Source organism: Burkholderia reimsis (assembly GCF_003294055.1).
In the GTDB taxonomy this organism is placed as follows: Bacteria; Pseudomonadota; Gammaproteobacteria; order Burkholderiales; family Burkholderiaceae; genus Burkholderia; species Burkholderia cepacia.
This window is the reverse complement of record NZ_QMFZ01000007.1, coordinates 51596-64001: the sequence shown is the minus strand read 5'-3', so window position 1 is coordinate 64001 and position 12406 is coordinate 51596. Positions and strand designations below refer to the sequence as shown.

Sequence of the window (12406 nt, the reverse complement as noted above, 5' to 3'; positions counted from 1 at the left end):
GCCCGTCCCGAACGTCGACGATGCCGCCTGCACGGCAATTGCCACGCATGCGGCGTCCTGTGTCGTTCCGACTCGCCGATGCGCGCACGCCCCTGCGCACACCACCCGGCAACGCGCACGACAGCCTCCTTTTTCATCCACCTTTTTTGTAGCTTATAAGTTACAATGCTCTCCAAGTTCGAACTTCTTCGCTACCAGCGCGACGATGGTCGCGAGCCCTTCACCGAATGGTTGAACGCCGTGCGCGACAAGCTTGCTCAGGCCAGGATTCGCGAACGCCTGCGCCGCGTGCAGACGGGCAACTTCGGCGATTGCGAGCCTGTCGGCGAAGGCGTGATCGAACCGCGCGTCCACGTCGGCGCCGGCTATCGCGTGTATTTCGGGCGGTACGGCGGCGCACTGGTGCTGCTGCTGTCAGGCGGCGACAAAAGCAGCCAACCCGACGACATCAGGCGCGCCAAGGAACACTGGTCGAACTGGAAACGGAGGCAAACATGACCAAGCTCAAAGGTGCGGTATCGCACCACGACGCGGAAGTCGCCGAACTCGGCGCCGACCGCGAACTCGCAGTGGCCTATCTGCGCGTCGCGATGGAGTCGCTCGACGATCCCGACAACCGCGCGGCCGGCCTGCTCGCGCTGCGCACCGTCGCGGAAGCGTACGGCGGGCTCGGCGCGGTCGCGGCCGAAGCCGGCATCAGCCGCGAATCGCTGTATCGCACGCTGTCCCCCAACGGCAACCCGACGCTGAAAACGCTGCTCGCGGTGCTCAAGACCGTCGGCTTGCGCCTGTCCGTCGTCCCCGCGCAGCCGGCGCACGCGTAAGCGGCGCACGGCCCGCTCACGGCCTGACCATCCATACCAGCAGCATCTCGGCCGGCGCGGCCGTCGTCCCCGCCGGCGGATGCCCGATCGTCGGCTCGACCGCCAGCGCCTTCGCGATCGACGCCGCATCGTCGATCGTCGTCGAGCGCACGATCGTCATCAGCCGCGCCGGCCGATGCAGCGTCTCGCGATACAGCGCGCCGTACCACAGCGGCCGCATGCCGAGCGCGTCCTGCAACACGTACGGATAACGCCACAGCCGCAGCACGAGGCGGCTTTCCGGCTGGCCCGGATCGACGCGCACGAACACGCGGCGCGTGCTTTCGCCGTGCGTGTAACGCGGCAGCACCGGCAGCGCGTCGGCGGGCGCCTGCGGCAGCAGCCAGCGCAGCGCGGTGGCGGGCGACCACGGCGTCGCGCGCTGCCAGCCGGCCTGCGCGAGATGCCGGTCGAGCGTGTCCGACGTCGCGCTCCATTGCAGCGGCAGATATTCCTCGCGGTCGCCGCCGATCTCGGTACGCCGCACCGGCACGCGCTGCCATCCGCCGCGCAGCCACTGGTCGACGGTCATCGCGACCACGTCTCCGACATGCGGGCGCGCCGCGCGGTCGAGCTGCCATTGCGCGGGAACCGTCCATACGCCCGCCGTCGCGAGCACCACGGTCACCGCGATGAGCGCGCCCCTCGGCTGCACGTGCTCGCGCACGCGCCAGTACGCATGGGCGCCGGCCAGCAACGCGAACCAGGCCAGCCCGAGGCTCCAGCCGCCCAGCAGGCCCGACAGCCACGTGTCTCCGACATACAGCCGCGCGAAACCGCCGAGCACGATCCACAGCACCACCGCGGTCACGACCGGGATCCGCCACCGCGCGGGCCGGTCACGCGTCAGCACCCAGCCGAGGCCACTGCTTGCGAGAATCGCGAACGCGGCTTCGGCATCGGGCAGCGGTACATGCAGCGCGCCGGGCGGCAGGCTCGCGGGCGTCGCGCCGGGTACGCCCGCACCGAACGCCGGCACGAGCACGACGGCGACGCCGACGGTCGCGAGCCACCACGCGGCGGTCAGCCAGCAGCGATGGATCATCAGCCAGACGAGAAACGCGGCCGCGACGATCAGCCCCGTATCGTGCCCGTGCAACACGGCAAGCGCGCGCATCACGGCGTCCACCGGCGGTGTGCGCAGGTTCTGCAGGAACGCATACAGCGCGATGTCCGCGTGCGTCAGCGGATCGTTCGCGACGACATCCTGCACGAGGCCCGCGAACAGCCACACGCAGCCGACGAACAGCAGCGCGAGCGCGGGCACCGCGCCCGGCAGGCCGCGCACGTATGCGATCGCGTCGTGCAGCCGCGCGCCGAACCGCGGCCAGCGGTGCGCGCATGCGTGCACCCCTTCGACGAGCGCACGACGCAACAGCGGCCAACCGCGCCGCAGCGCGACGCGCACGCCGATCCACACGAGCGCGACCAGCGCCGCGACCACCAGCAGGATCACGGCGACCCGCACGCTGATCGCCGCGGCCAGCGCGGTCGACGCGCCGAACACGATGCCCGGCGCGACATGCACCGGCGCCCAGATGAGTGCCGAGACGACGTTGACCGGATAGAACGACCGGCGCGGCAGCGTCGCGCAGCCGACGACGACCGGCACGACCGCGCGCACCGGCGCAAGAAAACGTGCGAGCACGATGCTCTTCACGCCATGGCGCAGCACGAACTCCTCGCCGCGCCCGTAGGCGTTCGCATAACCGAAGCGCGCCCATGCGTTGCGGATCATCCCGCGGTAGTGCCGCCCGAGCTCGTAGCTGATGCCGTCGCCGATCACGGCGCCGACTGCCGCGACGCCGATCGTCGTCCAGCCGTCGAGCGCGCCCGCGCCGATCAGCGCACCGGCCGCGAACATCACGGCGCCGGCCGGCACGACCGTGCCGATCAGCGCGATCGCCTCGGCGCACGCGGTCACGAACACGACCGCGAGCACGAGCAGCGGATGCGCGCCGATCGCGCCGATCCATGCGTGGATCGTGTCGCTCATTGCACGCTCCATGGCGAAGCGACCCGGCGTGAGAGCACCGGGCCGGCGATGGCATGGCGAGCGTTCATCGGGCGGTGCGCGCGGTCGCGCCGGCGTGGCGGATCAATCGAATTCGTGCTGCCGCGCGTCGGCCTCGAGCGGCGCGTCGTGGTAGCCGACCGTCGCGATCTCCTGCAGATAGCGCGCGAGAAACGCGCCGATCGATCCGGCGGCCTCGTACTGATGCACGTGGCGAAATTCGTGGGTCAGCAGGCGGCGCGTGTCCTGTCCGCGCAGCACGTACACCGCATGACCGAGCGTGAGCCCGATCGTCCCCGGCGACAACAGGCCCGTGTCGCGGGCGATCGCGGCGAGCGTCGGCGTCTCCGGAAACGGCATGCGCTCGACGATCACCAAGCGGATCCGCTCCGGCTGCGCGACGCCCACCGCGCGCGCGTCGTCGGCCTGCGCCGGCGTCAGCGGCGCACCCTGCGCGATCCCGCGCGCCGCCTCCGCTTCGGCCCACGCGACGGCGGCAGGCAGTGCGGACGGCAGGATATCGGCAAGATCGATCATCACGGGGCTCCTCGTTAGTGTCGTGGCATCGGGCACCAGTTTAGTCCCGAATCCGGACGGTTCGCGGGGCGGCTGGCGACCCGCCGCGCCGCCCGGTTCCCGCCGCCGCGATCACCCGGGAATACCCTGATTCGCGCCCGCCCCGCCGCGTACGTTTTCTCGGGAATTATTTCGTTTCAGTACACATTCGTCGAAAACCCGTCTCGAAAATTTCCCGGATGTGTACCGTTTTCGGATTCGGCGGAATATATTGATCAGAAGAACGGCCGCGGCGACCACCGGACAGCAGGGCGCGGCGTCATCCCGAAGAGGATCGCTAGATGATCAGGGTAATTCTGGCTGACGATCACGCAGTCATGCGGGACGGACTGCGTCACATCCTGGAAACGGCCGGCGGCTTCGAAATCGTCGGCGAGGCAAGCGACGGCTCGGCCACGCTCACGCTGGTCGAGCGCAGCGCCGCCGACGTGCTGCTGCTCGACCTGTCGATGCCCGCGCCGACCGGCATCGAGCTGATCCGGCTGGTGAAGCACCACGCGCCGTCGCTGCGCATGCTCGTGCTGACGATGCACGCGGAGGCGCAATACGCGGCGCGCGCGTTCAAGGCCGGCGCAACCGGCTACCTGACGAAGGACAGCGCGACCGCCGAGCTCGTGGAGGCGGTCGGCAAGGTCGCGGCGGGCGGCGTCTACGTGAGCCCGTCGGCGGCCGAAAGCCTCGCGCTCACGCTGCGCGCGCCGGCCGCGGCACTGCCGCACGAACGGCTGTCCGCGCGCGAGCTCGACGTGATGCGCCGCATCGTCGCCGGCCAGACCGTCACGCAGATCGCGACCGAACTCGCGCTCAGCGCGAAGACGGTCAGCACGTACAAGACACGGATCCTCGAGAAGATGGAACTGCCGCACGAAGCCGCGCTGGTCCGCTACGCGGTGCGCCACGACCTCGACCCCGGCGGCGACGCATGACGGCCGCCTTCCACCTTCCGCCCTCGCCCCCGGACGACGACACCGCCGACGCGTCGCGCCTGTTCATGTCGTCGCTGCCGCCGGGCCGGCGCGAACGGCGGCTCGCGCTCGCGACCGTGCTCGTGTCCGCGGTGATCTTCGCCGCGCTTGCGCCATTCGCGGGCAGGCCGCTTGCGCCGGGCTGGGCGTTCATCCCCGTGTACCAGTCGGCGATCGTCGTCAACGACATGGTGACGGCCGGCCTGCTGCTCGGCCAGTACGCGATCCTGCGCGAGAAGCCGCTGCTCGTGCTCGCGGGCGGCTACCTGTTCACGGGTTTCATGGCCGGCACCCACATGCTGACCTTTCCCGGGCTGTTCGCGCCGACCGGCCTGCTCGGCGCCGGCGACCAGACCACCGCCTGGCTCTACCTGTTCTGGCACGGCGGCTTCCCGCTGGCGGTCGCCGCGTACGCGCTGCTGCGTGCGGCATCCCGTGCCGCGGGCCCGATCCCGGCTCCGCAACGCCGCGCGGCGATTCCCGTGGTGCTGTGCATCGCGGCCGCGCTCGGTGCGACGGCCGCGCTCGCGCTGCTCGCGACGGTCGGCCACGACCTGCTGCCGCGCATCATGAACGGCAACCGGATGGCCGCGACGATGACGAACGCGATCACGATCGTCTGGGGGCTGAACCTGGTGGCGCTGATGCTGATGTGGCAGCGGCGGCGGCGTCATTCCGTGCTCGACCTGTGGGTGATGACGGTGCTCGTCGCGTGGCTGTTCGACATCGCGCTGTCGGCGATGCTGAATCACGGGCGCTACGATCTCGGCTTCTACGCGGGGCGCGCGTACGGTCTGGTCGCGTCCGGCGTCGTGCTGTTCGCGATGCTGTTCGAAAACGGCCGGCTGCATGCGCAGACGGTGCGCGCGCTGGCCGGCGCGCGCTACCAGCATCTGCTCGTCGTGCAGAAGAGCGCGCAGCTGAACGACGCGAACGAACGGCTCGAACAGCGCGTTGCCGCACGCACCGCGCAACTGAGCGCGTCGAACCGCGACCTGCGGCGCGAAGTCGAGGAACGCGTGCGCGCCGAGCGCGCGCTGCAGGCGTCGCGCGAGGAGCTGCGCGAGATCGCCGCGATCAGCGCGAGCGCACGCGAAGCCGAGCAGCGCCGCATCGCACGCGAGCTGCACGACGAACTCGCGCAGACACTCGCGACGCTGAAGAACGATCTGGAATGGCTGATCGATCGCGTGCCGCAGGACGATGCACCGCTGGCGCGCAAGATCGCGGCGATGCACACGCTGGCGCGCGGCGCGGTGGCCGCGACGCGCCGCATCGCGTCGGACCTGCGCCCGCTGATGCTCGACGATCTCGGTTTCGCCGCGGCCATGCAATGGCTCGTGGAGGATTTCCGGCACCGTCACGGCATCGACTGCGCGCTGCATGTCGACCCGCCCGAACTGCAACTCGACGAGCCTTACGCGACGGCGGTGTTTCGCATCGCCCAGGAAGCGCTCGCGAACGTCGCACGGCACGCGGCCGCGTCGCATGCGAACGTCGCGCTCGTGCAGGCGAACCAGGCGATCGAGCTGACGATTCGCGACGACGGCGCGGGATTCGATCCCGGCGTGCCGCGCAAGTCGGGATCGTTCGGGCTGGTCGGGTTACGCGAGCGCGCGTATCTCGTTGGCGGCACGCTGCGGATCGCGACGACCCTCGGCGAGGGGACGACGGTCGAGGTGGAGATTCCGCTGTCGCCTGCGCCTGCTGCGGTCGCGCATGGCGGGAATGGGGGGCCGAGGATTGATCGCTGATCGAGGCGGCAATGTCGGCAAATGCCGGCTGCCGCGTCGATCATGCGTCAGTGGTAGTCGTCTTCCCGTTGATGTCGCACGGCTGGAATCGTGACTTGCTCGGTCGCTTCAATCTCGAAAAGCAGGACATAGCCCGACTTGCCGAAAGACACGATCAGCTCACGCGGAAACGGATTCCCATCGTCGATCTTGCGGCATGTGAACGGAAACATTCGAAGCGTGGCGTACCTTGTTCGATCGCGCCCGCAGCCCGCTGCCGCTGCATCGGTATCACGTTCGAGCAGGTATCGATACATCCGTGCCAGATCCCCACGGGCCGCACGTGTATATCGGACCCGATAGATCAATCAGCCGCCGTCGCTGCTCTCGCAGCGTTCAGCATGCCTTCGAGTTCGGCCTGCACGTCGGCGGCATCGACGTATTCACCGGTACGGCGCGCCTCGTCGCGCGATGCAAGGCCACGGGTGACAAACTCGCGCCGCAGGCGACGACGCGCGATAGCATCGCGAAGCGCCGACTCCATGAACGCAGACAACGTCTCGTTTTCCTCAAGGACCGACTCTGCCGCCTCCCGCAATTGCGGATCGACACGCAGCGCCGGCATGGTCGCGGTTTTCATCGCACACTCCATGGATTACATATGTAATCCATGGTAGCACCCCCTCCTTTACGCGTGCAGTCGGCCATTCGGCCTGACCAACGTGTCCGGGACCACAATCCGGCCGCGCCGCGCGCCTCACGCCCGCACCGCCACCATCCCCCGCTCCGAGCGGGTCCACGCGACCAGCGCGCCGAATCCGAGCAGCGCGAGGCACACGATCGGCACGATCATCGGCCCGAACGCGGTGCCCGTCACCTTGCCGGCAAACGGCATCAGGTTCTGGCTGAAGAAGCCGCCGAGGTTGCCGATCGAGTTGATCGCCGCGACGCTCGCCGCCGCCCGCGCGCCGGTGAAGTAGCGCGGCGGCATCGACCAGAAGCACGGATACAGCAGCGGGATACATGCGCCGCCGAGCACCAGCGCGATGAAGCGCAGCGGCGTCGACGGCAGCACGAGGCTCAGCAGGAAGCCGAGCGCGCCAAGCGCCGCGACGATCGCGATCGTGCGCAGGATGCTCTTCGCGCGGCGCAGTTTCCCCGGCAGCCACACCAGCAGCAGCACGGCAAGCGCCCACGGCAGCATGCTCAGGAAGCCGTTCGTCGTGCTCGATACGCCGAACGATTTCACGAGCGTCGGCAGCCAGTAGGTCACGCCGTACAGCGACGTCGACATCAGCATGTAGGTCGCCGCGAACAGCATCACGCGCGGGTCGAGCAGCGCTTTCCACGGCTGGCCGTGCTCGGCCTGCGCGGGTTTCTCGCGTTCGAGCGCGGCCTCGACGATCTGCTTCTCGCGGTCGTCCAGGAAACGGGCGTCGCGCACCGACGCGGGCAGCACGCGGAACACGACGATCGCGACGATCACCGCCGGGATGCCCGTCGCCACGAACACCCACTGCCAGCCCGCGAGCCCCCACACGCCGTTCAGGCTCAGCAACACGCCGCCGACCAGCGAGCCGAGCATGTTCGCGAGCGCACTGCCGAGCGTGAAGATGCCGAGCACCTTCGCGCGATAGCTCTGGGGAAACCACAACGTCAGGTAATAGATCACGCCCGGATAGAAGCCGGCCTCGGCGATGCCGAGCACGAAGCGCAGCGCGCAGAAAGCGGGCATCGACGTCGTGAAGCCCATCAGCACCGTGATCAGCCCCCACGTCAGCATGATCCGCGCGAGCCACACGCGCGCGCCGTAGCGATGCAGCGCGAGCGTGCTCGGCACCTCGAACAGCAGGTAGCCGATGAAGAACAGCGACGACGCGAGCCCGAACGCGGCTTCCGTCATCCCGAGGCTGTGCACCATCTGCAGTTTCGCGAAGCCGACGTTCTGCCGGTCGATGAATGCGATCAGGAACATCACGACGAGGATGGGCAGCAGGCGCCGCGCCATCTTCGACATGATGCGCTGTTCTTCGGCGGACGCGGGGTCCAGGGTGTCGGTAGCATTCACTTCAGGCTCCTTGCGTGAATCGGTTGCATAGCGGTTGCATGTCGTTTGAATCGGCGCCGCGCGCGACGATCGCGCGGGTGCGGGGCATGTCGGGGAAAGGAAGCGGCGGCATCAGCGCGACCGGTAGTCGTCGAGCATCGGCGCGAACATCTCGTGCCATGCGCGCGGCTTCGCCTTGATCGTGCCGGCCAGGTACAGGAATTCGACGTAGTCCATCAGCTGGTTCGGCAGTACCGAGAAACGCGTGTCGGGCGCGGCGAGCATCCGCATCACGTCGTCGTGCGACACGCCGACGCCCGACGACGCCGCATACAGCGCGGCCGCCGCGCGCGGGTCCTGCGCGATCAGGCGGTTCGCTTCGTCGAGCGCGCCGAGAAACGCGACGGCCAGCGCGGGGTCCGTATCGACGAGCCGCTTCGGCGCGAATACGACGTCGAGCGTCAGCGGGCCGAGCACGTCGACCGAATTCACGACGCGGTGAATGCCCGGCTGCCGCAGCTCGAGCGTCGAGAACGGCGGCGACGTGAAGTGCGCGGTCACGCCGTTCTCGCGCCGGATCAGCGCCTGCATCGCCTGCGGATGCGGCAGGTTCACGGTGATCGAATCGAGCTGCGCGAAATGCTTCGCGCCGAGCTGCCGGCTCGCGACCATCTGCAGCACGACCGCCGACAGCGACGTGCGGATGCCGGGCACCGCGATCCGGTCGGACGGCGTGAAGTCGCGCAGCGACACGAGGCCCGCGCGGTTCGCGTTCAGCGACAGCGACGTGGTGGACAGCCCGCTGATGCCGATCACCTCGACGTTCGGGATGCCGCGCGCCCGTGCCCACAGCTCGATGAAACCCGGTGCGCCGGCGCCCGCGAAATCGAGCGTGCCGGCCATCATCGCGTCGTTGACGGAATTGCCGCCGTCGAGCAGCACCCAGTCGACCGCGACGTCGCGCACGCCGTGGCGCGCCGCGTGCCGCTCGAACAGCCGCTGCTTCTCCATCACGAGCAGCGGCAGGTACAGCACCCCAAAGCCTTTCGAGATCCGGACGGTGCGCGGCTTCGCGCGCACGAGCGGCGGCGCGGCCAGCATGCCGATGCCGGCGGCGATCAATGCGCGGCGGCGCGGCGACGTCGTCATGCGCGGGCCGCCGTGCGACGGACGGCAAACGGCCACGCGAAAGCCCGCGTCGCGCTGCATCGCGCGTTCGTCGTGCCCGTGACATGCTGCATGTTGCCGTCTCCTTGAATATTTCTGGTATTAATGCCGTCCTTGCGTGCTGCATCCGGCTCGACACAGGTTATCGACCGAGTCTGAGAAAATGCTGACATCCCGGCCCCGGGAAAACCCCTAACCCACTCATCTGCGAAACGGCACCATGCGCATTCTCGTCGTGGAGGACGATGCCGAAATCGGCGCGGCGATCCGCAGCCGCCTGGCGCGGCTTGGCCATGCCGTCGATCTCGAGACCGACGGCGCGACCGCGAACGGGCTGCTGCGCGTCGAGCGCTTCGACCTCGTCGTGCTCGACGCGAACCTGCCCGGCATGGACGGCTTCGCGGTGCTGCGCAACCTGCGCGCGTCGGGCAGCACGACACCCGTGCTGCTCGTCACCGCACGCTCGGCGATCGACGACCGCGTGAGCGGCCTCGGCCTCGGCGCCGACGACTACCTGGTGAAGCCGTTCGACTACCGCGAGCTCGACGCGCGCGTGCAGGCGCTGCTGCGCCGCAACAGTGGCCACGCGAACGACGTGCTGACGCTCGGCGGCCTCGTGATCGACCGCAGCAGCCGCCTCGCGGAACTCGACGGCCAGCCGCTATCGCTGTCGCGCCAGGAATTCGCGCTGCTCGAAATCCTCGCGAGCCGCCCGCAACGCATCTTCTCGAAGGACGAACTGCTGAACCAGCTGTTCAGCTTCGGCAACGAGCCGACCGCGAATGCGGTCGAGCAATACGTGACGCGCGTGCGCAAGAAGCTGCAGGGCAGCTCGGTCGAGATCCGCACCGCACGCGGGATGGGGTATCAGATTGCCGCGCATTGACTGGTTCCCGAAGACGCTGTTCGGGCGCACGCTGCTGTTCATCGCGCTCGTCGTCGCGTCCGGCGCGCTCGCGCTCGCGGCGATCGCGCGCTACTACGCGGGCGTCGCGGCCGAACGCGCGTACGACCAACTGCTTGCCGGCGCCTCGATCCAGGTCGCGGAAAACCTCTACGTGCAGGGCGGCGTGCTCGCGCTGAATCCGCCGGTGGCCGCGCTGTCGACGCTGTCGCGCTACGACCTCGTCTACTACAAGGTCGTCGATTCGCGCGGCATCGTCGTGGCCGGCTACGGCGATCTCGCGAGCCCCGCAACGCTCGCCGCCGCGAAACAGGGCCCGGCGTTCGCGAACGGCCTGTACCAGGGGCACCGGATCCGCACCGCAACGATTGCGCGCTACATGCCCGAGGAAAGCACGCCGGGCTGGGCGCTCGTGACCGTTGCGCAGACAACCAACGCACGCCAGCAGCTCACCAACGACATGAGCCTCAAGGTATGGACGCTGATCCTGCTGATGAGCGTGCTCGCGATCGGCGCGAGCGGCCTCGCGATCCGGCGCGGCCTGCGCCCGCTCGCGCAGATCGGCACGATCATCGCCGCGCGCGACCCGGCCGACCTGCGGCCGGTGGCCTTCGACACGCCGAGCGAGATCGACGCGATCATCGGGTCGATCAACGGATTGATACACCGCCTGGCCGAACGCATCAACGCGATGCAGCGCTTCATCGCCGACGCCGCGCACCAGATGCGCACGCCGCTCGCGCGGCTCGACGCGCAGATCGAGCTGCTCGACGGCGAATCCGATCCCGCGCGCCACGCGGCACGCCTCGACGCGCTGCGCGCGACCAGCGCGGACGTCGGTCGCCTCACCGGCCAGTTGCTCAATCACGCGATGGTGATCCATCGCACCGAAGCCGTGCCGCTGCAACCGGTCGAACTCGTCGCGCTCGCGAAGGATGTGCTCGGCCGCACGATTCCGCTCGCGGGCGAGCGCGATGTCGCCGTGGCGTTCGCGAGCGATGCGCCGCTGGCGTGGATCGACGGCGACGCGATCAGCCTGCAGGAAGCGCTGTCGAACGTGCTGCACAACGCGTTGCTGCACGGCCACGCGGACGACATCGTCGTTTCGGTCGCAACTGCCGGTCACACCGACGGCGCGATCACGCTGACCGTCACCGACAACGGCCGCGGCATCCCTCGCGAACACTGGGACGCCGCATTGCAGCCGTTCGTGCGGATCGCGCCGGACGGCAGCGAGCGGCGCACCGGGTCGGGCCTCGGGCTCGCGATCGTGCAGGAAGTGATGAAGGCGCACGGCGGGCGCGTCGGATTCGCGTTTCCCGACGCGGGCGGGTTCGCGGTCGTGCTGACGTTTCCGCGCGCGGCGGTGGCCGGTACGAAAGAGACTTAGACCGCCGGCATCGCGCATGCGGCGGCACCTGATGCGGATGCGCGACAGCGATCAATCGTCGCCGTCGTCGCCAGACGCCGTCGCGCTGCGCTCCGCGTGCCGCGCCGCCAGCCGGTCGAGTTCGTCGTACCGGCGGTCGCAAAACAGCCGGCACAACGTGTCGACATCCGCGCGCGATTCGACGTCGATCGTGTCGACGTTCCGCTCCAGCTTGCCCTTTCCGAGGCCGAACAGCCCCTTCTTCATCCGCATCGAAACGGCGAACAACTGGAAGCCCGTCGCATGTGCATCGCCCAGCGCGGTCACCCACAACTCCCGCTGATCATCGGCATGCTGCAGCACGAGGGCAGGCAACGGGCCCGTCTGCGTGTCGTCCCACTGCGCATGCTGCGCGCCCCACGGGAACGCGTCGAACGCGTGCATGAACGACGCGTAGTCCGTCGCGCCTTGCGGATCCAGCTGATCGAAGTCGTAGCCGACTTTCTGGACGGAATAGGTCAACATGCGCGGCACTCCGTGGCGTTCGCGATCGCGAAAACGTCAATCTACCTTGAATGCCGCCACCGATCATTATTTTTCGCAGGCCTGATGGAACGGCGCGGGAGCCACGTCACGCGACGTGGCCCGGCAAACCGCACCGGCCTCCCGTGCATCGCCGCGCCATCGGCACGGTTCGACATCGCGTCGAACGGGAACATGGCCGGCATGCCAGGATCGATTCGCCACCGTTGCGGCATGCAGGCCGCC

Annotated in this window: 13 protein-coding genes; 6 read left to right on the top strand and 7 right to left on the bottom strand. The window is 68.9% G+C overall.

The features are described 5' to 3' along the window. Nucleotides 1-165: 165 nt before the first annotated feature. Both DPV79_RS10865 and DPV79_RS10860 read left to right on the top strand, forming a co-directional pair. On the top strand, nucleotides 166-498 hold the full coding sequence (locus DPV79_RS10865; RefSeq protein WP_113045418.1) for a type II toxin-antitoxin system RelE/ParE family toxin: 333 nt from the start codon (nucleotides 166-168) through the stop codon (nucleotides 496-498). Beyond that, complete coding sequence (locus DPV79_RS10860) at nucleotides 495-824, top strand: helix-turn-helix domain-containing transcriptional regulator (protein WP_011356110.1); 330 nt, start codon at nucleotides 495-497, stop codon at nucleotides 822-824. The genes DPV79_RS10865 and DPV79_RS10860 overlap by 4 nt, the downstream gene beginning before the upstream one ends. 16 nt (nucleotides 825-840) lie before the next feature. On the opposite strand, the gene DPV79_RS10855 is transcribed toward DPV79_RS10860, so the two are convergent. Together DPV79_RS10855 and DPV79_RS10850 are read right to left on the bottom strand one after the other, a co-directional pair. Beyond that, complete coding sequence (locus DPV79_RS10855; RefSeq protein ID WP_113045417.1) at nucleotides 841-2859, bottom strand: VTT domain-containing protein; 2019 nt, start codon at nucleotides 2857-2859, stop codon at nucleotides 841-843. Nucleotides 2860-2961: 102 nt separating this feature from the next. Further along, nucleotides 2962-3414, bottom strand: a complete 453-nt coding sequence (locus DPV79_RS10850; protein WP_059484700.1) for a hypothetical protein — start codon at nucleotides 3412-3414, stop codon at nucleotides 2962-2964. 320 nt (nucleotides 3415-3734) lie between these two features. On the opposite strand from DPV79_RS10850, the gene DPV79_RS10840 reads away from it, so the two are divergent. Both DPV79_RS10840 and DPV79_RS10835 read left to right on the top strand, forming a co-directional pair. After that, nucleotides 3735-4379, top strand: a complete 645-nt coding sequence (locus DPV79_RS10840) for a response regulator (RefSeq protein ID WP_113045416.1) — start codon at nucleotides 3735-3737, stop codon at nucleotides 4377-4379. Then, a complete protein-coding gene (locus DPV79_RS10835) occupies nucleotides 4376-6172 on the top strand; it encodes a sensor histidine kinase (protein WP_113045415.1) in 1797 nt (598 codons plus the stop codon). Before DPV79_RS10840 ends, DPV79_RS10835 begins: the two co-directional genes overlap by 4 nt. Nucleotides 6173-6219: 47 nt before the next feature. On the opposite strand, the gene DPV79_RS10830 is transcribed toward DPV79_RS10835, so the two are convergent. From DPV79_RS10830 to DPV79_RS10815, 4 genes are all read right to left on the bottom strand, one after another. Further along, nucleotides 6220-6519: a type II toxin-antitoxin system RelE/ParE family toxin gene (locus tag DPV79_RS10830; RefSeq protein WP_113045414.1), complete on the bottom strand. Its 300-nt coding sequence runs from the start codon at nucleotides 6517-6519 to the stop codon at nucleotides 6220-6222. Next, nucleotides 6516-6791, bottom strand: a complete 276-nt coding sequence (locus tag DPV79_RS10825; protein ID WP_060064984.1) for a YlcI/YnfO family protein — start codon at nucleotides 6789-6791, stop codon at nucleotides 6516-6518. The genes DPV79_RS10830 and DPV79_RS10825 overlap by 4 nt, the downstream gene beginning before the upstream one ends. A 117-nt stretch (nucleotides 6792-6908) precedes the next feature. Continuing rightward, on the bottom strand, nucleotides 6909-8219 hold the full coding sequence (locus tag DPV79_RS10820; RefSeq protein WP_059687630.1) for an MFS transporter: 1311 nt from the start codon (nucleotides 8217-8219) through the stop codon (nucleotides 6909-6911). Nucleotides 8220-8330: 111 nt separating this feature from the next. Further along, on the bottom strand, nucleotides 8331-9347 hold the full coding sequence (locus tag DPV79_RS10815) for an ABC transporter substrate-binding protein (RefSeq protein ID WP_027790810.1): 1017 nt from the start codon (nucleotides 9345-9347) through the stop codon (nucleotides 8331-8333). Between the two features lie 238 nt (nucleotides 9348-9585). Between DPV79_RS10815 and DPV79_RS10810 the strand changes: the two genes are divergently transcribed. Then, nucleotides 9586-10251 (top strand): response regulator transcription factor, encoded by a 666-nt coding sequence (locus tag DPV79_RS10810; RefSeq protein WP_059489055.1) that lies wholly within the window; start codon nucleotides 9586-9588, stop codon nucleotides 10249-10251. Next, on the top strand, nucleotides 10238-11659 hold the full coding sequence (locus tag DPV79_RS10805; RefSeq protein ID WP_113045413.1) for a sensor histidine kinase: 1422 nt from the start codon (nucleotides 10238-10240) through the stop codon (nucleotides 11657-11659). Before DPV79_RS10810 ends, DPV79_RS10805 begins: the two co-directional genes overlap by 14 nt. A 51-nt stretch (nucleotides 11660-11710) precedes the next feature. Here DPV79_RS10805 and DPV79_RS10800 read toward each other — a convergent pair whose 3' ends face one another. Continuing rightward, entirely contained in the window at nucleotides 11711-12163 is a 453-nt protein-coding gene (locus tag DPV79_RS10800; protein WP_113045412.1) for a hypothetical protein, read from the bottom strand. Nucleotides 12164-12406: the final 243 nt, after the last annotated feature.